At 71.5% G+C, this 24,786-nt stretch carries 18 protein-coding genes and 4 tRNA genes; 9 read left to right on the forward strand and 13 right to left on the reverse strand.

The window, feature by feature from the left end:
* Nucleotides 1-30: 30 nt before the first annotated feature.
* Nucleotides 31-1,434, forward strand: a complete 1,404-nt coding sequence (locus LO772_RS27855; protein ID WP_231774780.1) for a methylaspartate mutase — start codon at nucleotides 31-33, stop codon at nucleotides 1,432-1,434.
* 18 nt (nucleotides 1,435-1,452) lie between these two features.
* Here LO772_RS27855 and LO772_RS27860 read toward each other — a convergent pair whose 3' ends face one another.
* Nucleotides 1,453-2,661, reverse strand: coding sequence for an alanine racemase (locus tag LO772_RS27860; RefSeq protein WP_231774781.1), 1,209 nt, complete (start codon nucleotides 2,659-2,661; stop codon nucleotides 1,453-1,455).
* Between the two features lie 328 nt (nucleotides 2,662-2,989).
* Here LO772_RS27860 and LO772_RS27865 point away from each other — a divergent pair, with 328 nt between their 5' ends.
* Nucleotides 2,990-3,613, forward strand: coding sequence for a hypothetical protein (locus tag LO772_RS27865; protein ID WP_231774782.1), 624 nt, complete (start codon nucleotides 2,990-2,992; stop codon nucleotides 3,611-3,613).
* A gap of 221 nt (nucleotides 3,614-3,834) precedes the next feature.
* Complete coding sequence (locus LO772_RS36435; protein WP_443089329.1) at nucleotides 3,835-4,968, forward strand: class F sortase; 1,134 nt, start codon at nucleotides 3,835-3,837, stop codon at nucleotides 4,966-4,968.
* Nucleotides 4,969-5,316: 348 nt separating this feature from the next.
* Here the strand turns inward: LO772_RS36435 and LO772_RS27875 are convergent, their stop codons facing one another.
* The 6 genes from LO772_RS27875 to LO772_RS27900 all read right to left on the reverse strand — a co-directional run bounded on the left by LO772_RS27875 (nucleotide 5,317) and on the right by LO772_RS27900 (nucleotide 12,855).
* Nucleotides 5,317-6,708: a hypothetical protein gene (locus LO772_RS27875; RefSeq protein ID WP_231774783.1), complete on the reverse strand. Its 1,392-nt coding sequence runs from the start codon at nucleotides 6,706-6,708 to the stop codon at nucleotides 5,317-5,319.
* Nucleotides 6,709-6,849: 141 nt separating this feature from the next.
* Complete coding sequence (locus LO772_RS27880; RefSeq protein WP_231774784.1) at nucleotides 6,850-7,599, reverse strand: hypothetical protein; 750 nt, start codon at nucleotides 7,597-7,599, stop codon at nucleotides 6,850-6,852.
* Between the two features lie 134 nt (nucleotides 7,600-7,733).
* Nucleotides 7,734-9,467, reverse strand: a complete 1,734-nt coding sequence (pstS, locus tag LO772_RS27885) for a phosphate ABC transporter substrate-binding protein PstS (protein ID WP_231774785.1) — start codon at nucleotides 9,465-9,467, stop codon at nucleotides 7,734-7,736.
* A gap of 30 nt (nucleotides 9,468-9,497) precedes the next feature.
* Nucleotides 9,498-10,649, reverse strand: a complete 1,152-nt coding sequence (gene pstA, locus LO772_RS27890) for a phosphate ABC transporter permease PstA (RefSeq protein ID WP_231774786.1) — start codon at nucleotides 10,647-10,649, stop codon at nucleotides 9,498-9,500.
* Nucleotides 10,650-10,710: 61 nt separating this feature from the next.
* The gene (gene pstC / locus LO772_RS27895) at nucleotides 10,711-11,715 is read right to left on the reverse strand and encodes a phosphate ABC transporter permease subunit PstC (protein ID WP_231774787.1); all 1,005 of its coding nucleotides are present in this window, start codon (nucleotides 11,713-11,715) and stop codon (nucleotides 10,711-10,713) included.
* Between the two features lie 213 nt (nucleotides 11,716-11,928).
* Complete coding sequence (locus LO772_RS27900; RefSeq protein ID WP_231774788.1) at nucleotides 11,929-12,855, reverse strand: PstS family phosphate ABC transporter substrate-binding protein; 927 nt, start codon at nucleotides 12,853-12,855, stop codon at nucleotides 11,929-11,931.
* Between the two features lie 460 nt (nucleotides 12,856-13,315).
* On the opposite strand from LO772_RS27900, the gene LO772_RS27905 reads away from it, so the two are divergent.
* The 4 genes from LO772_RS27905 (at nucleotide 13,316) to LO772_RS27920 (ending at nucleotide 17,899) form a co-directional block, all read left to right on the forward strand.
* Complete coding sequence (locus tag LO772_RS27905) at nucleotides 13,316-15,622, forward strand: hypothetical protein (protein WP_231774789.1); 2,307 nt, start codon at nucleotides 13,316-13,318, stop codon at nucleotides 15,620-15,622.
* Nucleotide 15,623: 1 nt separating this feature from the next.
* Nucleotides 15,624-16,613, forward strand: coding sequence for a sortase (locus tag LO772_RS27910; RefSeq protein WP_231774790.1), 990 nt, complete (start codon nucleotides 15,624-15,626; stop codon nucleotides 16,611-16,613).
* Nucleotides 16,614-16,734: 121 nt separating this feature from the next.
* Nucleotides 16,735-17,532, forward strand: a complete 798-nt coding sequence (locus LO772_RS27915; RefSeq protein ID WP_443089476.1) for a phosphate ABC transporter ATP-binding protein — start codon at nucleotides 16,735-16,737, stop codon at nucleotides 17,530-17,532.
* Nucleotides 17,510-17,899, forward strand: coding sequence for a hypothetical protein (locus tag LO772_RS27920; RefSeq protein ID WP_231774791.1), 390 nt, complete (start codon nucleotides 17,510-17,512; stop codon nucleotides 17,897-17,899). The genes LO772_RS27915 and LO772_RS27920 overlap by 23 nt, the downstream gene beginning before the upstream one ends.
* A gap of 153 nt (nucleotides 17,900-18,052) precedes the next feature.
* On the opposite strand, the gene LO772_RS27925 is transcribed toward LO772_RS27920, so the two are convergent.
* From LO772_RS27925 to LO772_RS27950, 6 genes are all read right to left on the reverse strand, one after another.
* Complete coding sequence (locus LO772_RS27925; RefSeq protein ID WP_231774792.1) at nucleotides 18,053-19,216, reverse strand: PP2C family protein-serine/threonine phosphatase; 1,164 nt, start codon at nucleotides 19,214-19,216, stop codon at nucleotides 18,053-18,055.
* A 637-nt stretch (nucleotides 19,217-19,853) separates the two neighbouring features.
* Nucleotides 19,854-19,925 (reverse strand) — tRNA-Val (locus LO772_RS27930).
* Between the two features lie 141 nt (nucleotides 19,926-20,066).
* Nucleotides 20,067-20,138, reverse strand: a tRNA-Val gene (locus LO772_RS27935).
* A 39-nt stretch (nucleotides 20,139-20,177) separates the two neighbouring features.
* Nucleotides 20,178-20,248: transfer RNA gene (locus LO772_RS27940), tRNA-Cys, on the reverse strand.
* 51 nt (nucleotides 20,249-20,299) lie between these two features.
* Nucleotides 20,300-20,372, reverse strand: a tRNA-Gly gene (locus LO772_RS27945).
* A 213-nt stretch (nucleotides 20,373-20,585) separates the two neighbouring features.
* Nucleotides 20,586-22,532, reverse strand: a complete 1,947-nt coding sequence (locus LO772_RS27950) for a DUF4328 domain-containing protein (RefSeq protein WP_231774793.1) — start codon at nucleotides 22,530-22,532, stop codon at nucleotides 20,586-20,588.
* Between the two features lie 288 nt (nucleotides 22,533-22,820).
* On the opposite strand from LO772_RS27950, the gene LO772_RS27955 reads away from it, so the two are divergent.
* Both LO772_RS27955 and LO772_RS27960 read left to right on the forward strand, forming a co-directional pair.
* Nucleotides 22,821-23,912 carry a chorismate-binding protein gene (locus LO772_RS27955; protein ID WP_231774794.1) on the forward strand — a complete coding sequence of 364 codons (1,092 nt, stop codon included), beginning with the start codon at nucleotides 22,821-22,823 and terminating at the stop codon, nucleotides 23,910-23,912.
* Nucleotides 23,909-24,742: an aminotransferase class IV gene (locus tag LO772_RS27960; protein WP_231774795.1), complete on the forward strand. Its 834-nt coding sequence runs from the start codon at nucleotides 23,909-23,911 to the stop codon at nucleotides 24,740-24,742. The genes LO772_RS27955 and LO772_RS27960 overlap by 4 nt, the downstream gene beginning before the upstream one ends.
* Nucleotides 24,743-24,786: the final 44 nt, after the last annotated feature.

Raw genomic sequence — 24,786 nt, forward strand, 5'->3', positions numbered from 1 at the left:
ATGCGGCGCCGAGCGTGGCGAGGGGCGGGCATGAGCGAACGCACCGATCACGGCCCGGAGTCGGGCGGGCACCACGGCGGGGACGAGCTGTTCAAGACCCCCGAACTCCCGCCGCTCGCCGACAGCATCGCCTACATCCGCGCCCTGCCCAAGCAGACCGTGGCCGAGGTCCTGCGGACCGCCAAGGCCCGGGGCAAGGTCGCCGTGCAGCCGCGCTGCGGCGTCGGCAACCAACACGAACAACTGCGACTGCTCCGGGCGTTGGAGGCCGGGGCGCAACCGGACATCCACACCCTGACCATCGACGCGCACACCCGCATGCGCCGCTTCGACCAGGCCCTGCGCGGCATCCGCGAGTGCCCCCAGGACCTCAACGGCTACCCGCTCGTCGGCCACGGCTGGATCCGCGGACGCGAACTCAACGACGCGGTCCGGGCACCGATCCAGATCCGGCACGGATCCCCGCACCCCTGGGCGCTGTTCGAGACCACGCTGGCCAGCGGCTTCACCGCCTTCGAAGGTGGCGGAATCTGCTACAACCTGCCGTACGCGAAGAACTTCCCGATCACCGAATCGCTCGCCCTGTGGCGCGAAGTCGACGCCGTATGCGGTGACTTGGCCCGCGAGGGCATCATCGTCGACCGCGAGTACTTCGGCACCCTCACCGCCGTGCTGATGCCGCCGTCGATCAGCCTCGCGATCAGCTTCCTCGAAGCCGTCCTCGCCGCCCGCGAAGGCGTGCGCTGCGTGTCGATCGCGTACCCGCAAGGCGGCGAGATCGTGCAGGACACCGCGACCCTGCGCAGCATCCCCCGGCTGGCGGCGCGCTACCTGCCCGAAACGGTCGAGTGCTATCCCGTGCTGCACCAGTACATGGGCCCGTTCCCCCGGGCCCGTCGGCGGGCCGACGCGCTCATCCTGTACGGCGCCCTCGCGGCCCGGCTCGGCGGCGCCACCAAGGTGCTGACCAAGACCCACCAGGAGGCCTTCGGGGTTCCCGACACCGACGCCAACCTGGCCGGCCTCGCCACCACCCACCTCGCCGCGTCCGAACTGCTGGACTTCGTGGCGCTCGACGAAGACCGCGTCGCGGAGGAATCCGCGTGGATCGAGGAGGAGGTCGCCGAGATCGTCGAACCGCTCCTGCAGGGCGGCGACCTGCTGAACGCCATCCCGACCGCCTTCGCCGAGGGCAGCCTGGACATCCCCTTCAGCGCCAGCCGCCTGGCCCGCTCCCACATCGTCCCGGCCCGCGACCTGTCCGGGGCCATCCGCTACCTCTCCTCGGGCGCGCTGCCGTTCTCGGAGCGCACGCTGCGCCGCAACGCCCTGCAACTCGACGACGGCGACGGCCGCCCGCCGACGCGGCTGCTCGACCGGCTGTCCCGCGACATCAACTACTTCGCGTACGCCGACGGCCCGGCGGGCCCCTGACCCCGGAGCCCGACACCCTCAGAAGTACGTCCGCAGCACGTCCACCACCCGGTAGTCCTCGTCCACCACCGGGATCACCCGCCACTTGTCGAACGCCGTGCACGGGTGCGACACCCCCAGCCGCACCGACTCGCCGGGCCGCACGGCGACGCCGTTCGTGTCGGCGTACGCGTGCTGGTCGTCGACCCGCACGACCGTCATGCCGTCCGCCGGACGCCGCGCGCCGTCGCACGCCCGGATCTCCAGCGGCGTCGGCAGCCCGAGGTCGAACGGCACGTCGCGGCGGCCGGCCCCGAGCACCGCCAACCCGGGCTCGGGCACCGACTGCACGTGTGCCCACACCTCCAACGCCCCGGCCAGGCCCCCTTCCGACGGCCTGCGCACGAACGGCGTGGCACCGCGGTAGAAGCCGTCGTCGTGGGACACGTAGGCGCCGCTGCGCAGGATGACCTCCGCGCGGTCCGTCCACGGCCCCAGGACATCCGTCACGACGTCGAACCACGCGGACCCGCCCGCCGACACGACGGGCGTGCCGTCGACCGGCACCGCCTCGGCGACCGCGTCGCCCGCCGCCGCGAGATCGCGCAGCCACGCCGCGACGGACGCGGCGTCCGGCAGACCGCCCTCATAACCGGCCACCCCCCGGACGGTCAGCCCCGACTCCGCCGCCGAGCGTGCGACCTCCACGGCCCGAGCGACGGTGCGGCAGCCGGTGCGCCCGCCCGGGCGGCCCAACTCGACCACCACGTCGAGGCGTCCCCCCGCGGTGCCGGCCAACGCCTCCGCCGCGACCGCGACACCCTCCGGCGCGTCGACGTAGAACACCAACTCCCAACCCGAGCCGACCTGTTCCGCCATCCACCGGAGCACGCGCGCGTCGTACAGCTCGTTGGCCAGGAAGACCCTCGGCACCCCGAAGCGCCGCGCGGCCAGTGCCTGGTTCGCGGTGGCCACCGTGATTCCCCAGGCGCCCGCGTCCAGTTGCGCGGCGAACAACGTGGGCGACATCGACGTCTTGCCGTGCGGTGCGAACAGCACGCCGTGGCGGCGCGCGTAGTCCGCCATCGTCGCGATGTTCGCCTCCAGCGCCGACCGCCGCGCGACCATCACCGGAAACGTGAACGGCCCCTCGAACAACCCGTGTTGCGCCGACACCAGCTCCTCTTCGGAGACCGGTGCGTCCGGCAGCCACAGGCCTTTGTCGTACGCCCCGAACAGGTCGGTCACCGCGTTCACCTCCACGTGAGCGGAACACACCGCACCCTGACACAACTTCGGGCACCCGGATCCGGAAGGTCCGGTACGCGCCTGTCCACCGCGCGACGAACCCTCCGATCCGGACGTCGAGTTGGCCGCGTCCGCGACACCACCCGGCCGCCTCCCCGACGGCCCGTCGGCCGAACTGGGTGCCCACGACGCCGTATCAGGCCACCGCTGCGCCATCGGGGTGACGTTTGGGCGCGTCGCCGCAAGAGTCCGGCAGCCATCGGCTTGGACAGCCCGATAGTCGGTCTATCCGACTGGCAGGCAGTCGGGCGAAATCCGGAGAGTCCCTGTGTCCGTCACCTCAGTACTCCCCAGAGCCACCCGCACGCTCCCGCTCACGATCGTCCTGACGGCAGCCTCGGCGGCCACGCTCGTGACCCTGCCCGGCAACGCCGCCGCCGCCCCCGGCGACAACGGCGACGTCAGGATCCACGCCACCAGCACCGCCTTCGACGACCCGCGCGACGAGACCAAGGTCTGCCGCTTCTACCTCGCCGCGTCCGCCTTCGACCAGGTGCAGGCGGTGACCTGGTCGATCGCCCCGCAGCCCGACCGGGTCGGCGGCGCCGCCCTGGACGGAGCCCTCGCACTCACCACCGGCACGGGCCACACCGGGCCGCTGTCCCTGCCGGCCGGGCAGTACAGGCTGACCTGGACCTTTGCCGGGCAGACCGGTGCGGCCAAGCAGAAGGTGTTCGAGGTCGCGTGCCCGACCGACAACGCGATCGCCGGGACCGTCCAGGCGCCGCAGGACCGCGACGTCTTCGGCAACCTCGTCCCGGCCGGGGGCGCCGACCTCGGCTCGGGCAGCACCGCACCGTCCGACGACGCACCGCGCACTGCCGCCGGCATCGCGATCGTCGCGGGCGCTCTCTTCTTCGGCCTGCGGCTTCTGCGGCGTTCCCGCCGCTGACGAAGGCGTGCGGCGGTGATTCGGGAAACCGCCACACGCGGCGGAGGGCGGTCGGTCTCGGGGAGACCGGCCGTCGCCCGCCACGGGCAAGCCGCGAAACAGCCGGACCCACGCGCACGGGGATGCGCCGGGCCCGGTACGAGCGAACGGCCGCCGGACGGGGATCCGGCGGCCGAATCGCTGTGCGGCCGACACGGTCACTCCTGGGCGGAGGTACGTCGTTGACATCCCAGCGGAGCGGCGCGAGCGACCGCCGCGGACCATCCGGACGCACCACCCGAAACCCGGGCCGGCGCGGCGTCGAACGAGCCGACGGCCGCCGCGCCTCGCGCGACAAACCGCGCGACAAGCCGAGCCCCCGCCGCCGCGAATCCGACGACCGGACCCCACCACGCGACGGCCGCGGCCACCGGCGCGACGCGCCGGCCCCACCCCGCCGCACCCCAGCCCGCACCGGACGACCGGCCCCGCGGCCCCGGCGGTCGCGCGAGCCCGAAGGAACCGGCCGCCGCCCCAGGGCCGCCCGCACCCCGGCCGCGTCGGGGAGGAACCCGTACCGCCGACGCCGTTCCGCGCCGTCGCGCCGCGAACCGGTCCGCCTCACCCGCCGCGGACGTCTGCTGACCATCGCGGCCGTCATCGGCGCGATCCTCGTCGGCATCGTCGTCACCGCCGACGGCCTGCGGACGCGCGGCGGCCCGCCGCAGCCCGCCGCGGCGGCGAGCCCCGACCCGACACCGGCGCTTACCCCCGAGCCCACGCGCTCTCCCGTCGCCCCCGGACCGCCTTCCGCGCCGCCGCCCCCCGGCCCCGCCCCCGACGCCCCGCAAGCCCCCGAAGCACCCCCACCGCAACCGCCCCCGCTGCCCGCGCCGACTGCCACCGGCCCCGAAGCCTTGCGACCGTCACCACCCACACTCGTCGAGATCCGCAGCATCGGCGTCTACGCCAAACTGGCCCGGGTGGGCCTCACCGACAAGGGCTGGATCGACGCCCCGCCGTCGAAGGAACGCAACCTCGCCGCCTGGTACGACGGCTCCCCGACCCCCGGCGCCGTCGGCACCTCCGTGATCGTCGGCCACGTCGACGTCCCCGCCGGACCCGCCGTCTTCTACGACCTGGGGACGCTGCACAAGGGCGCCACAATCCGCGTCACGCGCGAGGACGGCGGCACGGCGGTGTTCACCGTGTACGGCGTCCAGGTGTTCAGCAAGAAGGACTTCCCCGCCGACCGCGTCTACGGCGGCACAGGCGCCCCGGAACTCCGCGTGATCACCTGCGGCGGCGCGTACGACAAGGACGACGGCTACGCGGGCAACGTCGTGGCGTTCGCGCGGTTGACGGGTCGGGAGTAGCCGGGCCGGCTCGGGCCCGGACGACGCGAGCGGTCGTCGTGCGCACGGCGCCTGGTGGGAAGCGCGGTCGGGGCGAGCGGCATCGGCACGGTCACGTCGTCGTACGACACGCGGTCCGTGCCGGCCGGCGCGACACCGGTGCCGCGACGAGGCGGAGCCCGTCCTCGCGGAGTGCACGGCCCGCGGCACCCGCCGGACGACGTGCGAGACGCGGTCGCCGACACGATCCCGCCGCCCCGCTTGGTGCGGCGGCGGCCCGGACCGGAAGAGCCGACGGGCGGCGGCCGTGATGGCCGCCGCCCGTCGGCGTCGCGGGCGAGTGCGTCCGCCCGCGGTGAACCCCGCGCCTCAGTCGGCGACTTCCGCTTCCAGCATCGGCGTGCGCTGCCGCAGGCGGTACCACACCGCGCCGCTGCCGGCCATCACCATCGCCCCCAGCGTGCCGAGGAAGCGCGGGTCGAAGAACGCACCCGTACTGGCGAGACCGCCGCCGCCCTTGCCGCCGTCCGACCCGCCGCTGTCGGACCCGCCGCTGTCACCACCGACCGCGCCGCCGACGGAGTCGGTGCCGGTCGGGGTGGGAGACCCGGTGTCCGTGGCGGTGGGGGAGCCGGTGTCGGTCGGGTCGTCCGAGGCGGGGGGCTCGCTGGTCGGCGGCTCGCTGGTGGGGGGACCGCTGGTCGGCGGCCCGCTGGTGGGCGGGGTGGTGGTCGCGGGGGAGACGCCCAAAGGCAGTTCGAATTTCACCGTCGAGGTCTTGCCGACGGCGGTGACGGTGTATCTGCCCGTCTGCGCTCCGGCGGGCACCATCAGCGTTTGCGAGGCGGCGCCTTGCGCGTCCACCGTCACCGTCTGCTGTGCGACGGTCGACCCACCGGGCTCCACAGCGGTGACATCGACTTGCTCGCCGGCCCCGAAGCCGGTCAGAGCCGCCGTGGTCCGCTCACCCACCTTGATGTTCTGCGGCGTCAGCGTCACGCCGAATCCGGCGGTGGTGACGGGCATCGTCGCTTCGACGGACGCCGCCGACTGCTGCCCGGTGGCGATGAACCGGTACACCTTGGTGGCCCACTCCGCCGGGAGGGTCAACTGGCCCTCAAAGCCGCCGGTGGAGGTCGTCGTGACGGTGCCGACAGGTACGGGTGTGGCCGCTCCATCGGCCTCGGGACGAGCCGTGATGGCCACCTGCTCGCCCGATTTGAACCCCTTGAGTGTGAACAACGTGCCCTCGCCCGCCTTGGCCTGGATGGACAGGTCGAGCTCGGGGTGGTACTCCGGTGCCGTGCTCTCGGCGGTCCACTGCGTGCCGCTGACGTGGATGGTCGCCTGTGCGACCTGGATGGACACTGCCACGGACGCGTGGCAGAAGAGCTTGACGTACCAGACGTCACCATCCGCTGGGTAGGTGGGCTGACTCGCACTCCAGATATCGAAGTCGGCGGCCGTGGCGGGAATCTTGTCGGCGGGCAATGCCGTGCGGATCGCGTTCTTGACAACGCTCCCGTCGCTTTTGGCGAGCTGGAGCCGAAATTGACTCTCGTGCGTGGCCGGGCACGGCGTATCCGCACTGATCTTCGCGCCCGTACCCGCTGCCCCGTTGAGGATGGGGATTTGTCCCGTTCCCGGGTCGAAGATGATCTTGGTGGTCGGTTCCGGCTCCTCGGCCGACACCGACGACGCGGTGGTCACCGACGCCGTGAGCAGGATCGCCCCGGCGGCACCGGCTATTCGCAGCAGCATGACGACTTCCGAAGTGTGGGAGGGATGGGAAGGACCGTGGGTCAAAGAGGTCAGCGGGGCGATGCCGTCCGGCGGTGCGGCGCGAGACACGCACCGCCGGGCGGCGTCGGTTGTCCGCCGCGAGTCAGGCGGCCGGACGACCTACCACCAGACGCGCGTGGTGTCCAGCGTCACCGCGATCTCGCCGACCGCCTTGGACGCCGCACCGGTCACCACGAGGGTGTACGAGCCGTCCGCGACCGACGCCGGGACCTGGAGCAGCGCCGCGCCGCGGCCCTGCGCGTCGGTGCCCTGCGGCTGCAGCGTCACCGGTACGTTCGTGCCGTCGGCCGCGCGCAGCGTGCCCGTGACACCCTCGCCGCCGGCGAAGCCGGTGAAGGCGACCAGCGAGACGCGCAGCGAGCCGATCTTGGCCGGCAGCGCGTAGACCACCGGTGCGAGCGTGTTCCACACACCCTCGTTGACCTTCACCGTGGTGCTCGCCAGCGTCGTGGCGTTGCGTGCGGCGTCCAGGCACTGGGCGTCGAGCGCGTACGAGGCGCCGTTCACCGGGAGGGTGCCCGCCGGGAAGAGCAGGCGCGCGCCGATCACCGAGGTGTCCGGGATGCCGTCCGCGGGCAGCGGTGTGCCCAGGCGCGAGCTGCCGAACACGTATCCGGGCACGTTCGGGCCGGAGAGCATGAACCGGAACGACGTACTGCCGTCCGGGCACGGAACGTTGGTCTTGGCGACAGCCGTACCGCCGTCCGCCGCACCATAGTTCGGAGTGACGATGATCTTCGGCGCGGGCGCGGCCGTCGTATCCGCGGTCGCGCTGGGCGCGGCGAACGCGGCGATGGCGGCCAGCGGGACCAGGGCGGCGACGAGCGCACGGGTACGGGTGAACTTCATGGTCGTTTTCCTCTCGGGTGGAACCGAGGCACACCACGGATCGGGTGTGCCCGCATGGCACTTGGGGGTGCGCCGGGGTGATGCGTCATGCGGGGGCGATGAAACAGGGGGTGGTCGTTTTCAGGGGCCGACCGTCACGGTTGGCCTTGGGACGCCGCACGGCGTTTGTCGAGGTAGGAGTACAAGGCGGGGCCGCCGCCCACCGCGAGGGCGAGGGCGCTGATCGCGAGCACGTACAGCCAGATCGCGGGGATCGCGGGCGGGCCGTCGAGTTCGGTGGACCCGGCGTTGCGGGCTCCGCCGCCCGAGCCGCCGTCCGCCTCGCCTTCCCCGCCGGTGGTCAGCGCCTCGCCGGTCTCCGGGTCGTACGCGACGCCGCCGTCGTCGACGGCGCCTCCCGTCGTTCCCGCGTCGCCGGTGGTTCCCGCCGCGGCGTCTCCCGTGCCGCCGGCCGCGTTGCCCGAGGTCGCGCCGGCGTCGCCGGTCGCGCTGCCGCTGGCCGCCGAACCGCCGGTGCTGCCACCGGTGTTGCCATTTCCGCCGGAAGAACCGCCGGAGGAGCCTCCGTTCGAGCCACCCGAGGCCCCGCCGTTGCCACCGGTCGCGCCACCCGTCGGTCCGCCCTTGTCGATCGGCTTGATGAAGCCCGGCTGGAACGTCGGGTTCGGGCAGGCCTGGTACTCGGCCTGCGTGATGTTGTCCAAATCCTTCGGCATCGGACCCGGGTCCGGAGCCCCGGGGATCTTCCGCAGTGCGGCGTAACCGAACTCCACCAACTGCGGTGGCAGCGGCGAATAACCCATCGTGGCGACCTGTTTCTGGCCGTCACACAGGAAGTACTTGATGTACCGGCCGAGTGTTTCGCCGCGCGAGGGGTTGAACTTGGAATTGGCCGGGATGTTGGTCGGCACGATCATGTAGCTATAGCTCGACACCGGGTAGGCGCGCTCGTCCGGCATGTTGTAGACCCCGGTCAACTCCTGGGTCGAGTCCGGGTTCAGCCGCGCCTTGGTGAGCGCGATGGCCACGGCATCCGACGTCGGTTGGACGTACTTGCCGGAGGCGTTCTTGACCGAGGCCACCGGGAAGTTGCGCTGTTTCGCGTAGGCGTACTCGACGTAGGTGATCGCACCGTCGCCGTAGTCCGCCGCGACCCAGTTGGCGACGCCGTCCGAGCCCGACTGGGCCTTGGCGCCTTCCGGGGCCGGGAAGTCGGACGTCATGCCCCTGGTCCAGATGGTGGGCGTCTGGTTCTGCATGAACAGCGTGAACTGCGCGCTGGTGCCCGACCCGTCGGACCGCACGACCGGGATGATCGGCTTCGGCGGGAGACCCGGGATATCCGGGTTGTCGGCCTTGATGTCCGGGTGGTTCCAGACCTTGATCTGGCCGGTGAAGATCTTGGCGATCGTCGGCGGCGAGAGTTTCAGGTTGCGCACCAGGTTCTTGCCCACCTTCAGGTGGTACATGAAGGACGTCCCGCCCGCGACGATCGGCAGGTAGGCGAAGCCGATTCCGCGGTCCTGGAGCTGCTTCAGCTCGTCCACGACAAGGCCGTCCGGTGTGCGGTACGCACCTTGGAACGGGATCTCGGACACCGCGAAGTCGACGTTCACCTGCGTGAATTGGGTGCGGCCGAGAGTCGAACCTCCGCCGCCGTAGTTGACCTTGATCCCGCGGCTGGCCACATCACGCGCCCACTGGTCGACGGCGACCTGGCTCCAGGTGGACCCCGAGCCGTAGATCGGTTCCATCGCGGCGTTCGCGGGCGGCGCGGACGCGACGGTCATGACGATGCCGAGTCCCAGCGCCGCGACCAGGCGCAGCGCCCGAGAGACTCTTCGGCGTACGGACGTGCTGGTCGACACGGTGTCAACTCCCAGGGGTTGCGGGCGGGTTCACTTGGCGGCTGCTGCGCGGGCTATACGGCGCTTCTGGCGGCGGCTCAGCTCGCCGGGCGCCCGGCCGGCGAGCAGGCGGGTGAGGACGAACAGCGTGAGCACGATGGCCACCAGCGCGACGGCGCCGCCGAACGCGAGCGAATTCAGCTGGTCGCTGGGGGACTTGACGTTGCGCCAGATGAAGAAGACCAGGGATTCCTGCTCGCCTTCGAAGGGGTTCCAGTTCATGCGCGCGTTGCCGCCCGCGACCAGCAGAACCGGCGACGTCTCGCCGACCGCGCGGGCGATGCCCAGGATCACCGCCGTCGCGAGGCCGCTGCGCGCGGTCGGCAGCACGACGTGCCACAGCGTGCGCAGTTCGCTCGCCCCCAATGCCAGCGAGGCCTCCCGCAGGCCGCCGGGCACCAGGCGCAACACGACCTCCGTCGTGCGGGTGACGATCGGCAGCATCATCACGCCGAGGGCGAGTGCTGCCGCGAAGCCGCTGCGTCCCTGGCCGAACCCGATGATGAGCACCGCGTAGACGAACAGGCCCGCGATGATGGACGGCAGGGCGCTCATCGCCTCCACGACGATGCGCACGACGTGCGCGAGCCGACCGCGAACCTCGTTGAGGTACACGGCCGTCGCGATGCCCAGCGGCACCGTCATCAGCGTCGCGAGAGCCACCTGCTCGAGCGTGCCGACGATCGCGTGCGCGGCACCCACCGCGACGTCCGGGCCGCTCAGCGCGCCGAAGTACTCCTGCGTCTCGGTGAAGAAGTCGACATCGATGGCGCCCCAGCCGCGCTGGATCACGTACACGAGCACGGTTGTCACCGTGCCGAGCAGCGCGGCGATGCCCGTGGCCACCACGGTGCCCGCGACCCGGTCGCGCGCCTGCACGGCGTCGGTGCGCAGATAGCTGCTCAGCCCGTACAGCGCCAGGAAGGAGAAGTAGGCGGTGATGAGGTAGCCCTGCCAGCCTGACACCGGGAGGATGCGGCCGTAGAGCACCCACGCGAACGACGCGCCGGCGACCAGCGAGGCGGCGGCCACGCCGACTTCCTCGACCGGGATCTGCCGCAGCGCGATGCGGCGCTCGGGCGCGGGAACGGGTTCCTCTTCGGCCGGCGGCGCGGCGGGCTGCGGCGCGGTGACGGTCGTCATCGGGCGGTCTCTCCACTCCAAGCGGAATCGGCCGAGGCGGCACGGGGGTTCGGACGATGCATCAGATGTCGGTCGCCGAGCCGCTGCGGGACTTGGAGATCACCCAGCCGGCGATGACGTTGACGAGCAGGGTCATGGTGAACAGCGCGAGGCCGGCGGCCATCAGGGCGGAGAGGGCGAAGCTGTCCGACTCGCCGAACTTGAGGATGATCAGCGTGGAGATCGTCGATCCTTGGCCTTCCAGGATCCGGATCGTGAAGTCGGTGTTGAACGACAGCACGATGGCCACGGCGATCGTCTCGCCGAGGGCCCGTCCCAGGCCGAGCATCGTGCCGCCGATGATGCCGCCGCGTCCGAACGGCAGGACGACGGCCCGGATCACACCCCAGCGCGTCGCGCCGAGGGCCAGCGCGCCTTCCTTCTCACCGGGCGGAGACTGGGCGAAGACCTCGCGCATCACCGCGCAGCAGATCGGGATCACCATGCACGCCACGACGACGCCGGAGATGAACAGCGACGACGCGAACTGGCCGTCGATGTAGCGGGTGGTGCCCTCGAGTTTGTGCACCTTGAAGATCGGGATGAAGCCCAGGTTCTTCGCCAGCCATTCGCTGACCGGGATCAACTGCGGCTGGAGCAGGAAGAATCCGAACAGGCCGTACACGATGCTCGGCACCGCCGCCATCATGTCGACCACCGATGTGAGCGGGCGGCGCAGCCGGGCCGGTGCGTACTCGGTGATGTACAGCGCCGCGGTCAGGGCGATCGGCACGGCGACCACGAGTGCGGTCAGCGCCACGAGGACGGTGCCGGTCAGCAGCCCGCGCACCCCGAAGTCCCCGCCTCCGGTGGGTGACCACTTGTCCTCGGTGAGGAACGACCAGCCGGCCGCGTGGATGGCGTCGTAGCCCCGGCGCACCAGATAGAAGCCGATCGCGCCCAGCAGCGCGAGGACCGCACACGCCGACAGGCGCGTGGTCCAGCGGTACGCCTGGTCGACGCGGGTACGCCGCACGACGACACGTCGCGGCGAATCGGTCGGGGCGTCCGGGAGCACGGCGGTCATGCGGAACCTTCCGGGGAAAAGGTGCGTTGCCGGGTGAGACCTTGAATGAGCCAACCAGTGGCCCGATGCGGTCGGGACGACTGCGGGGGAAACAGCAGGTGACGGTGAATGGGCTTAGGGGAAGGGCCAGTTGCGCTGATCCGCACGCGCGGCCGCCCCGGCGTCCGGTGAGGGACGCCGGGGCGGTGGGTGTGGCTGGGATGGTGCTCAGGCTCAGGCGGTGAAGCCGTAGAGCGCCTTGAAGTCGTTCTGCGCGGCGGCCCAGTTCAGGAAGGCCACGAGCGTCGGGTCGGCCCCGGCGGTCTTGTAGACGTTGTAGACGTCACGGTTGCCGACGAAGCCGGTGCCGCCGGGGGCGGTGCCGTTGATGTTGAGCAGGACGAAGCCGGCGCGGTGGTCCGGGACGCCGGTGTCGCCGGAGTTGGCCTGCGCGGTCCAGGCGGCCTTGGAGTAGGGCAGGATCGCGCTGTCGCGGTCGGCCGTGGCGACCGCGTCGCCGCGGTTCTCCTGGACGAGGGTGGGCTGGGTGGTGCAGTTGCCCGTGTTCAGGTCGGTCGGGTCGAAGCCGAGCACCGAGGTGATGAAGAAGTCACGGGTGCCGGAACCCGCCTGCGGCAGGTAGCGGACAATCGGGTCGCTGCTGGTGCCGCCGGCGACGCCGTTCCAGTTGGTGATCTCGCACTTGTAGATCTTCTGGATGTCGGCGAGCGAGATGTTCGCCGGGGCGTGGCCGCCCGCGGCCTGCGGGAGGGCGGCCACCGACACCGAGTCGCCGCCGAGGCGGACCGCGGTCAGGGTGCTCTGCTCGGTGCCCGTCTTGAGCGGGCGGGAGGAACGCGCGTAGTCGATGCAGCCGGTGCTGTCCGCGAGCAGCGCGTTGATGCCGGCGCTGGAGCCGTTCGGCGCCGGGTTGCTGATGGTGCAGCCGGGAATCGTCTGGGTGGTGGAACCGGCGTCGATGCTGACCCAGGTGTTGGTGGGGTTGACCGTCGTCGCGTACTCCTCGGTGAGCGCGCGCATCACGTCCTGGGTGGTGTCCGAGCCCACACCCGCGTAGGTGGCGGCGTTGGCGGACGGAACGGCCATGAACAGTGCGGCGGCGGCAGCCGCGGCGGCGGTGGCGATCTTGCCGAACATCATCGGTCTCCTTCGGAAGCCAACACGAGCTTGTGTCCGTGTCGCCTTGTTGCCGTGGCGACGGCCACAACACTGGCCTGCCGTCGGGTGGTTCGGAGTGACCGCGAGGGAAACGCGCGATGTCCCGGATGTCCGGAACGGAAACGAGCCGCCATCGCCGCGGTTCGCGGCTGCCGTCGGTGGGTCGGCCCACGGCAGCCCCGCGACAAAACGGATGGAAGGGCTTCGCCGGCGCCGAAAGTCAACAACAGGTGACCGCATCATGTGCGGGGCGGAACGAGACGATGAGCACAACTCGCCAGCTCTGGACGGAAGTTCGGGCAACAAGTGAGGTGGTGTTCCGGAATCCCGCAGCACGTCGGCGGGCCGTCGCCGCCCGGCGGCCGGACGAACGACCGGAGACACCGTGCAACGCTTGTTTCATCAACGGCCCTGGCACGTGCCGGGAGTTGTCGCCGCGGTCATGGCGATCCTGCTGGGATCCCTGAGCGGCTTCGCGGTCATGACGGGCTCTGCCGCGGCGGACGAGCCGACCGGGCCCAAGCTGACCCTGTCGCAATCCAAGGACTTGGTGAACCAGCGCATCAAGGTCTCCTGGTCCGGGTTCGTCGAGAACCAGTACGCAATCACCATCGTGCAGTGCAAGGGGACAGTGCCTTCGTCGGCGACCTGCGACGGCATCGGTGCGCTCGCCAATCTGGGCCACCGCGCGTTGTACGGCGGGAACGGAAGCACCGGCGAGGGCTTTCTGCAGGTGCGGCCCGCCGAGGACCGCCCTGAACTGGGGTGCGATGAGTCCACGCCGTGCATCGTGGCCGCGGTTGTTCGTCCGCATTCTCTGGCGACCGTGGACAACTTCCAACCAGCGAATGTCTCGGTGGGGTCCGCTTTTGCGAACATCCCAGAGCCTGCCCAATTTGATCTCGCCGTCGCGGCCGGGCAAGCCGCGTGGGCTCCCATCGAGTTCGTGCCCGGGGCGAGCGTCTGCGAGGACCAGCCGACCGAACTGAACGTGGCCGGCAACGCCGAGCACACGGCGGCAGGGCTGTCCTGGCAGGGCGGACTGTGCCGCTCCGCCGACTCCATGATGATGACGGTCGGCTCGGGAACTTCGCAGGAGGGCCGCGACGCCTTTCGGACCGGTGTTCCCGATGGCGTCATCACCTCCCAGCCGCTCGGGGGCCCGTTGGACCAGGGGCTCGGCCGCACGGAAGGAGAGCCTGGGCGCAATCCCGGGGAGGTCGCGTACGCGCCGCTGACCAACGGCGCGATCGCCATCTCCACCAACCTGGAGGCGAAAGACGCCGCAAGCAACGCGATGGTCCTGCCACCGCTCAATCTGACACCGCGTCTCGTCGCGAAGCTGCTGACATTCACATACGGGACGCCGCTGCAATACAAGTCAGGGAGCGAACCCAAGAAAGAGGTACCCGGCTTCCCGCCCACGTACGAGCACTACAGCACGCTCTTCGAAGACCCGGAGTTCGTCGCGGCCAACCCCGATTACCCGGAAAACGCCAAGACCATTGCCGTACACCCGCTCCTGGTGCGCGGAGCCTACGACGACACGATCTACGAGCTGACCCGCTGGCTCCTCTCGGACCCGGCTACCCGCGCGTGGCTGTCGGGGACCCCTGATGAGAACGGCATCGCCTGCCCCGACGCATGGCGGATCGGCTCGCTGGAATATCCGCTGGGTTTGATCAGCAACCGCATTGAGGGCCTGTCGCTGAGGTATCGGCCCATCAGTTCGTACCCGGAGATCGTGGACAAGCTTGCGCAGTCGCAAGCTGCGGAGGTTCGTCAGTCAGGGAACAATCCGGCTCCGTCTGCCATCAATCCTGATGAACCAGGCAACCGCCGCGTCATCGCCGTCACCAGCCTCGAAGCCGCCGAGCGCATGAAGATGCCCGTCGCGAAACTCCGCAACGCCGCAGGGGAATTCGTCGCCCCCACCCGGGAGTCGATCGCGGCCGGAGTCGCCGCGGCCAAAGCGGGGCCGGACGGTGTCACGCTCACCAACGACTTCGCGACCAAGGACCCCAAGGCCTATCCGCTCACGACGACCGACGTCGTGGCCTTCCCCACCAAGGAAGTGACCCAGGAGAAGGCCGCCGCGATCGACCAATACCTCGCGTACGCCGCCGGCCCTGGTCAGGTGCCCAGCCTGCTGCCGGGCCAACTCCCGCCCGGCTACGCACCGCTGAACGACCATCAGAAGCAACAGGTGGTCAACGCCCGCGACGCCGTCAAGAAGGCGGCGAACGCACCGCCCGGGTCACCGCCGCCGTCCACAACAGGCGGCACGACGTCGTCGGGATCGGGTTCCGCATCGTCGGGCACCACCGGCTCCGGCTTCTCGACCGACGGCTCGTTCGGCAGCACCGACGGCAGCAGTAGCGGCGGCACCGGTGACAGCACCGGCTCCTTCGCCGACACCGGGACCGCGAGCGGCGGCTCCGGCGGAACGGCCCCGCCCGGCGGCGGAGCGTCGCCCCCCGCCGCCCACCCCGCGACCCAACCGGCCGCAGCCACCTCGAACGACGCGCCATCGCTGCCCGGCGCCGTCATCGACCGCATCAAACAGGCACTCGAAGGCGACCCCGCCTCGATCCTGCTCGTCGTGATCATGTTCGCCGCCGTCGGCGCGGCCGTCGCGGCACCGATCCTGCTCAGCCTCGGCTGGCAGCGCCGCACCGGCAACTGGCCGCCACCCGTGGCCGCCGTGATCCGCATGATCCAGCGCATCAGGCCGACCGGAGCAGCGTGACATGACCACCCCGGACCTCACCAAACCCGGCGCCCCGACCAGCGCCACCGCCGTCGCCACGGCCCCGACCGCGCCACCACGACATCCCCCGCGGCCGGAACCGGCCGAGGCCCCCACGACGGGCGGCAGCGGGCCGGGGACCAAGCCCGCCTCCGCCACCCGCCCGGCCTGGGACCCCTTCACCACCGCGGGCGTCGCCTTCGGCCTGATCGTCGCCCTGCTCGGCGGATTCGTGCTCTACCTCGCGACCGTCTCCGACTTCCAGCAGGCCCGCACCCAGCGCCAACTCTTCGACCGCATCTCGGAGGACTTCTACAACGCCGTCGGTCCCCTCGGCGGCGACATCAAGGCCGGCACCCCGATCGCGATCCTGGAGATCCCGTCCATCGGTCTCAAACAGGTCGTCGTCGAAGGCACCACGGCGAAGCAACTCCGAAGCGGCCCCGGCCATGTGCGCAACACGTCCCTGCCCGGTGGGTTCGGCAACTCCGTGCTCATGGGCAAAGAGTGGTCGTACGGCGGCCCGTTCGGCGACATCGACCGGCTCAAGAACGGGCAGAAGATCCAGGTCACCACGCAGCAGGGCGAGTTCACGTACGTCGTCAGCGACAAGAAGCACGTCGGCAAAGGCGACGACGACGTCATCGCGCCCGGCGGCGACCACCGCCTCACGCTCGTGACCGCCGACTCCTGGATCCGGCCCGACGGCCGCACCGCCGTGATCGCCGACCTGCAAGGGCAGTTCCAGGTCGCCGAACCCGGCCGCACCCGCACGATCGGCGAGGAGGAGAAGGGCACCGGCGGCGAAGCCGGCGCCGGCATGGCCCTGCTGCTGTGGGCGCAGGCCTTCGCCGTCGTCTGCGGCGCGATGGCGTGGGCACTGCGCCGCTACGACCGCCGCGTCACCCTCGTCCTCGGCGTCCCCACCACCATCGCCGTGCTGTGGGCGCTTTATGACACCGCGTCACGTCTGCTTCCCGCCACATTGTGATCCCCATGGAGTGACCCCCGCATCACGTCCCCGAACAACCGACCGGCAATTCCCGTCCCCGGAGCGGAAGGTTCGTCCCGTGTCCACCGACACAACCGCTGCCACCCTGCCCATCCAGCCCGTGCCCGGCCCACGACCAGCCGGACGACGGGCGTCCACCCTGGACGCGCGAAGCGTCAGCGCGTGGTTCGGCACCCACAAGGTGCTCGAACGCGTCGACCTGACCATGCACGCGAACAGCGTCACCGCGCTGATCGGCCCGTCCGGATGCGGGAAGTCGACCTTCCTGCGCATCCTCAACCGCATGCACGAACTGGTCCCGTCCGCGCAACTGGCGGGCGAGGTCCTGCTCGACGGCGAGGACATCTACGACTCGTCCCGGCGCCCCATCGACACCCGCCGCCGCGTCGGCATGGTCTTCCAGAAGCCCAACCCGTTCCCGACCATGTCCATCTACGACAACGTCATCTCCGGCCTCAAGCTCACGGGCCGCCGAGGCGTCGACAAGGACACCGTCGTCGAATCCGCCCTCACCCGCGCCGGATTGTGGAACGAGGTGCGCAACCGCCTGCGGCAGCCCGGCGGCGCGCTCTCCGGCGGCCAGCAGCAGCGCCTGTGCATCGCCCGTTCGCTCGCGGTCGACCCGGACGTGCTGCTCATGGACGAGCCCTGCTCGGCCCTCGACCCGACCTCCACGCGCCGCATCGAGGACACCATCGCCGAACTGCGTGAAGAGGTCACGATCGTGATCGTCACGCACAACATGCAGCAGGCCCAACGCGTCTCCGACAACTGCGCGTTCTTCCTCGCGGCCGAGGGCACCCCCGGCCACATCGTCGAATCGGGCGCGACCACCGACGTGTTCGGCGCACCCCGCGACCCGAGGACGGCCGACTATGTCGCCGGCCGATTCGGATGAGACGAAGGCCCCGGGCGGAAATCCCGAGCGCACCGCACGCTACGACGTCCACCTGGACAACGAACACCGCGTGCGGTGGCGCATGGTCGCGCCCAACGGACGGGTTATCGCCTGTTCGGCCCGGGGCCACACCACCGCGTCGGCGTGCCGCACGGAACTCGACGCGCTCAGGGCGCGCATCGCACAGTTACGGCCCCTGATGGGCCGCGCGGACGGTGGTCGGGGCTGGTGCTGGAGCCTCGCGATCGACGGGGGAGCTGTCGTCGCGTTGTCGGCGCGGACGTACGAGCGTTTGGAGAGCTGCCAGATCTCCTACGATCGTTTCGTCCGCGCGCTCATGGCCGCGCCACCGGGCGCGGACTGGTGAGCATCGGCCGGTCGCCCTGAGCGGACCGCAGGTCGGTGCGGCCCGCCCACGGCAACCGGCGATCCGCCGGAGCGACCGCCGGATCCACTTGGCCAACGCACGGTTCGCGGCCCGGGTTCCCACCCGGGCCGCGTGCCGTTTCCGCGAACTTCCTCAGATCAGATGCGGCATGCGCCGCCGCGGCCCCGCCGGAATCTCCCGGCGCGGTCGCTGCAACACCAGGGCCGCGGCGTCGTCCTGGAGCGGCCCGCCGGTGTGCCCGCGCAGGTCGTTGTAGAGGTGCAGCGCGATGTGCTGCGGCCACGCCTGGCTCCAGCCCGCCAGCCGCGCCGCCGCCGGATAGAACCGCCCCTCCGCGTCCCGCGCCTCGCTGATGCCGTCGGTGGTGGCGATCAACGTGTCACCGGGCCGGAACGGCACCTCGTGCTCCACGTAGCGCACGCCGTCGACGAACATCGGCGCCAAGCCCAACGGCGGGGCGATATCCGGCAATTCCATCTCGGTCGCGGTGCCGTCGCGCAGCATGATCGGCGGCGTGTGCCCACACGTGATCATCCGCAGGGTGTCCGGCTCGTCGAACGCCATCACCAACGCCGTCGCGAAGCGCTCGCCCGGCGGGCCCGTACGCTCCGACGCCAACCGGTGCACCCGTCCCTCGAGGCGCGCGGCGACCTCCGTCAGGTCCTTCTCGTGGTACGCGACCTCACGGAACGTCCCCATCAGCGCCGCGGCCGTATGCACCGCCGGAAGCCCCTTGCCGCGCACGTCCCCGATCAACATCCGCACGCCGTACGGACCTTCGACGACCGCGTAGAAGTCGCCGCCGACCAGGGTCTCGGCCTCCGCCGCCATATAGAGCCCGGCCAGGTCGAGCCCGGGCAGCCGCGGCGGCACCGGCTCCAGCACCGCGTTCTGCAATGTCATCGCGACCGAACGCGCGTGTCTCAGCTGCGCCTCACGCCGCAGGCGCGTCGACGTCACCCCCAGCGCCACGACGCCCAGCGCGCCGACGACCGTGACGTGGATGCACTTCGACGTCAACGTCGTCGACTCGAACCGCCACACCAGCACCACGGCCGTGGCCGTCGCCACCGAAGCGACCCCGGTGACCTGCCGCTTGCTGCACACACCCGCCGCGGCCGGCGCGACCAGCCCGAGCGCGACCGCCCCCGGAACCGCGGGATCGACGAGCGCGTCGATCAACGAGATCGCCATGATCGCGGCATACGCGGCCACCGTCGCCTGACGGTCACCAGGCGACGGCTCAGGGCCGATCGCCGGTTTGCCGGCGCTGCGCCACAGGCGTCTGAGGGTCATAGGGCGTGCCTGTCGTGTCGGTCGATGAGACGTCACGTCAATGCCCGGACGACGGGCAAGCCATCGTAGCCGGGATAACCTCCACCCCGCCGAAACCCACCCACCAGGCCCCCGACGCCTCCCCCACCCAACACCCCCACCCCCCGAAGAAGTTCCCCACCCACCCACCACGGCACGGCGTTCCCCGAGCCAACGTCGCTCCGCACCCAAACCCACGGAACTCCACCACACTCGCCACCGGCCCGTAGCACGCAAAGACGAACTCACCCGCCACGCAACGCAACCAGGCAAGCGGGCATCATCAGGGTCGGCAACCAGCCTGTCGCGGACATCTCTTGGCACGCTCCGTCGCCGAAGCGAGGCGACGCACAGCAGTTTTCACAAGCAGACCCGCCCCCCAAAGCCCCGCGCTCGCACCACTCCGCGACAAGCACGCGCAAAGCCCCACACGCAAGCCCCCACGGACACGCCAACGAGGCACCACAAATCGTGGCCTCTCCGAGCGCCCCCACTCCCACCAACGCGCCAGCCGGGGGCGCGGGTGGCGAAGCCCCCGCACCGCGCGGCGAAGCCGCGCAAAACAACGAAGGCGACCCGGCCTGCGCTGTCCGCAGGCATGGGTCGCCCATCGTCTTCGTGCGCGATACTGGGATTGAACCAGTGACCCCCACAGTGTCAGTGTGGTGCTCTCCCGCTGAGCTAATCGCGCGGGACGGATCCATGATCCGCACTGATGCTACTACTTGCGTCACACCCGGTCCCACCGCCCCAAGGGGCACCGAAACCGTTCCATAACCGACGAAGGCGCCCGGCCCGCGCTCTCTGCGGACACAGATCGCCTTCGTCTTCGTGCGCGATACTGGGATTGAACCAGTGACCCCCACAGTGTCAGTGTGGTGCTCTCCCGCTGAGCTAATCGCGCGGGGAAGGTCTCTCCGGCGGACCGGAGATCACTTCATCGAGGTGGAGACGGGATTTGAACCCGTGTAGACGGCTTTGCAGGCCGTTGCCTCGCCTCTCGGCCACTCCACCAGACACGGGGACCGGTGCCGGACGAACCGGAACCGACCCCGCTTGCTGTCGAGCGGACGACGAGATTCGAACTCGCGACCCTCACCTTGGCAAGGTGATGCTCTACCAACTGAGCCACGTCCGCGTGCCTTCCGGTCCACGTTTCCGCGTCCCGGCGACGTGAAGAACTTTAGCGGAAACCCTGGCCAGGACAAATTCTGTTTCTCGGCGAATCGACTCGCGGGTGAAATGTCCCGCACGCGGACCGCGGCGTGCGTTCCCGGCGGCGGACGTGCCGCGTCCCCACAACCCGGTCGGGCTGTGGGGACGCGAACACACGGCCGTACGACGTTTCCGGCTACGGGCGCGGGGTGTCGCCCCCGCGCTCGTTCGGCACCGAGTCCTCGCCGCCGACGGGGAGGACCACCGTTCCGGCCTCGGCCCGAGGAGCCGGTACCGGCCCGTCCTCCGTCCGCTCCGCCGACTCGGTCCGGTCCACGGACGGCGCGGCATCGGCTGTCCCGTCGCCGCCGTCACCGGAGACCGGCGAGACCGCCGGAAGGACCGTCGTACCCGCCTCGGCCCCGCCGGACGCTCCGGCCTCGTCTGCCGCGTGTGCCTCGTCAGCCGCCTGCGGCCCGACGACGGGCGCGGCGTCGGCGGGGAGCGCCGACACTACTTCGGTTGCCCCGGTCGGAGAACTCGCGGGCGGAACCTCGTCCGCCACCGGCTCACCCGCCGCGGGGGCCTCGTCGGCAACCGCGGGGGTCACCGTCGTGGTCCCCTCGGCCCACGGCTCGGCCGCGGGCGCCGGGGGACGGGGCTCGGGCTCCGCTTTCGCGAGCGGCACACGCGGCGGCTCGGCCACGCTCTCGCTCGCCCGTTCGACGCCGTCCGTTCCCCGCGCGGCAGCCGGAGCCGGGACGGCGTCGTCCTCCACCGGCGGCGCGGCAACCGGCGGCGCCTGCGCCGCGAGCTGCGCCGTCGCCTCGGGTTGCGCCGCGGCCTCGGCCGGTGCGGCGGAGGACTGCGCGGGCGGCGGCACGGTCGGTGCCACGGTGGGCATCGGAGGCGGCCCGGCGGGCGCGGCGCTCGAGACGGGAGCAGCAGCGGGGGCGGGCGCGGCAGGCGCCGGAGCGGGCTGCGCCGCGGCCGGCACACCCGGGCCGGCCACGGCCCCGGGCATCGGAGCACCGCTCCACATCGGTGCGCCCGGCGCCCCCTGCGGCCCGCCCAGCGCCGCGAACGCCTGCGCCTCCCGGGCATGTTGGAACGCCGTGATGCGCCGCACCACCAACACCGCGGCGATCGCGGCGAACACCAGGATCACCTGCGTACCGCTCGACACGTAGTCCGCGAGCCGCAGGTCCTTGGCGTCCTCGGCGACGATGTCGTCCTCCGCCGGGTACAGGAACGCCGTCGCCACCGGCGACCACAGCGCCAGCACGAACAACACCCACCACACCCACAACAACGGCTTGCGGCCCGGCGTCGCTCCGCCGCGCTCCGCCGCCTGCGGGTCGCTCGCCTTCCAGATGTCGTGGGCGATCAGCTTCGGGAACCACCACCACACGACCGGGCAGAACCAGCCACCGATCGCCCAGCCCTTCGCGAGCCGCTGCCGCGACGGACCGAACAGGTCGACGTTGGACCGCGCGCGGTGGAACCAGACGCAGAAGACCACCACGGTCGCCAGCAGCACGACACCGGTGAAGCCCGCCGCCGCCGTCACGAAGTTGTCGGCGTTGTCGGCGTCGCCGCCGCTCACCGAGTCCGGGTCGTCGATCAGATCGCTCAGCAGCAGGGCCCGCATGATGTACGCGACGACGCTCACGGCCGCGCCTACGGCGGAGACCCCGAGGAGCACGTACAGCGACGTCGCCAGTCCGCGCAGCGGCTGGAACGGCTGCGGTGGCCGCCAGCCGTGGCCCGCGACACCCGGCCCGCCCGGGTACGCCCCGGCACCCGGGAAGCCCGGTGCCGGCTGCGTTCCGTACGGCGCCTGCGCGGGGTAGGGGCCGTACGCCGCACCGTACTGCCCCGGCGCCGCCGACCCCGGAGGCGGCATCTGCCCCGGCATCGGCTGCTGGGGCGGAGCGTAGGGATGCGCCGCCGCGTACGGGTTCTGCGCGTACGGGCCCTGTCCCGGAACCGGCTGACCGTAGGCGGGCGCCGGCGCCACCGGGGGCCGAGGTACCGAGCCGCCCGCGGGAACGGGCGCCGGCGGCGGCGCGGCCAGCGCGGCACCGCAGTGCGAGCAGCGGTCGGCCTGGGTGGACCAGGTGCCGCAGGCGGGACAGAGCACGGATGGAACCCTTCGGTTTGCGAACATCGGCGGGGGGACGAGGCGTTCCCGCGCCTACTGACACCGCATCATGCCGTGCCCCGAGCCCGGCGGGAACCGCCGCCCTGCCCGGGATGCGGCGGCACGCGGCCTCGCGGCACCGTGTGTCCGGGAACATCCCCGACCGGGTCCCGACGCGGGTCCTTACAATGGGCCCTCCACCGCGACCGACACCGGGCCGGCCCGGCCCGATGCGGCGGTGACCCGGAGACCCGACGGGGATCCGGAGCCGACACCCCCCCAGGATTCGTGAACAGGAACACGCCACCCGCCCTCGCCTTCTTCGGTGGCCGACTCGCGACCGGACTGCGTGACGTCACCGACGACCCCGCCGCGCTCGAATCGCGCGGATTCTGGGCGGTGGCCGCCGACTTCGAGGGCCGCGTCGTGTGCGCCCGGTTCGACGACGTCCGCGAGGCCCCGCTGCCCCCGGCCCCCTGGCACGGCCCGGCGCGCGACGCGTGGACCGGTTCCCTGGACGGCGACGCCTACCGCGACGGCGTACGCCGCATCCGCGAGCACATCGCCGCCGGCGAGGTCTACCAGGTCAACCTCTGCCGCATGCTCAGCGCGACACTTCCCGATCCGCACCGCGCCGACATCACCGGCCTCGCGGCACGCCTCGCCCGCGGCAACCCGGCTCCACACGGCGGCGTCATACGCCTGCCGGACCACGGCGTGCACATCGCCAGCGCATCCCCCGAGCTGTATCTGCGGCGGCGCGGCGCGCACGTGGAGTCCGGCCCCATCAAGGGCACCGGCCGCACCGAGTCCGACCTGCTGCCCAAGGACTACGCCGAGAACGTGATGATCGTCGACCTGGTCCGCAACGACCTGGGCCGCACCTGCCGCGTCGGCACCGTCACCGTCCCCGACCTGTGCGTCGTCGAGAAACACCCCGGGCTCGTCCACCTCGTCTCGCTCGTCGACGGACGCCTCGCCGGCGGTGCCGGGTGGCCCGAACTGCTCGCCGCGACCTTCCCGCCCGGATCCGTCAGCGGCGCCCCCAAATCCAGCGCGCTGCGCATCATCCGCGCCCTCGAACCGGTCCCGCGCGGCCCCTACTGCGGTGCGGTCGGCTGGGTCGACGCCGACCGTCGCGAGGGCGAACTCGCCGTCGGCATACGCAGCTTCTTCCTCGACGCCGAGGGCCGCCTGTGTTTCGGCACGGGAGCCGGCATCACGTACGGTTCCGACCCCGGGCGCGAATGGGACGAGACCGAACTCAAGGCGGCCCGCCTGCTGGCCGTCGCGGCGGGCGACGCTCCGCCCGACCGGGGCGGCCGAACACCGCACGGCACGACCGTGGACAACGAGAGCAAGGACGTGGGGCACCCGTGAAGATTTGGCTCGGCGACAGCACCGGCGGTGGACTCGTCCACGAAGAGGACGCCTCCGTCTCCGTACTCGACCACGGATTCACCGTCGGCGACGGCGTGTTCGAGACCATGAAGGCGGTCGGCGGGCAAGCCTTCGCCCTCACCCGCCACTTGGCCCGCCTCACCCGCTCCGCGCGCGGCCTCGGCCTGCCCGACCCCGACCTCGGCCTGGTCCGCGAGGCCTGCGCCGAAGTGCTCGGCGCCAACCCGCTCGACGGGGTCGGACGCCTGCGGGTCACCTACACCGGCGGCGTCGCCCCGCTCGGCTCCGACCGCGGTGCCGCGCCCGCGACACTCGTCGTGGCGCTGGGGGCCGCGGCGACGCGTCCGCCGACCACCGCCGTCGTCACCGTCCCGTGGACCCGCAACGAGAACGCCCCGACGACGGGCCTGAAGACGACGAGTTACGCCGACAACGTCGTCATGATCGCCCGCGCCACCCGGCAGGGCGCGTCCGAGGCGCTCTTCGCCAACACCGCCGGACTGCTGTGCGAAGGCACCGGATCCAACGTGTTCGTCGGCATCGGCGGCCGACTCCTCACCCCGCGAACGGAATCCGGCTGCCTCGCGGGCATCACCCGCGCCCTCGTCCTGGAATGGACCGGTGCCGAGGAAGCCGACCTGCCGTTCGCGGCCCTCGGGGAGGCCGACGAGGTCTTCCTCACCTCGTCACTTCGCGACGTGCAGCCCGTACACCGCGTCGACGCCCGCGAGTTGCCCGCCCCCGGCCCGCTCACCCGGGCCGCGGCGGAGGCCTTCGCGACCCGGTCCGGCGCCGACATCGACCCGTGAACGGTCCGCACGGCGAAGACGATCACGTGGCGTACGCCGTATCG

It is taken from the genome of Yinghuangia sp. ASG 101 (genome assembly GCF_021165735.1).
Lineage (GTDB): Bacteria > Actinomycetota > Actinomycetes > Streptomycetales > Streptomycetaceae > Yinghuangia.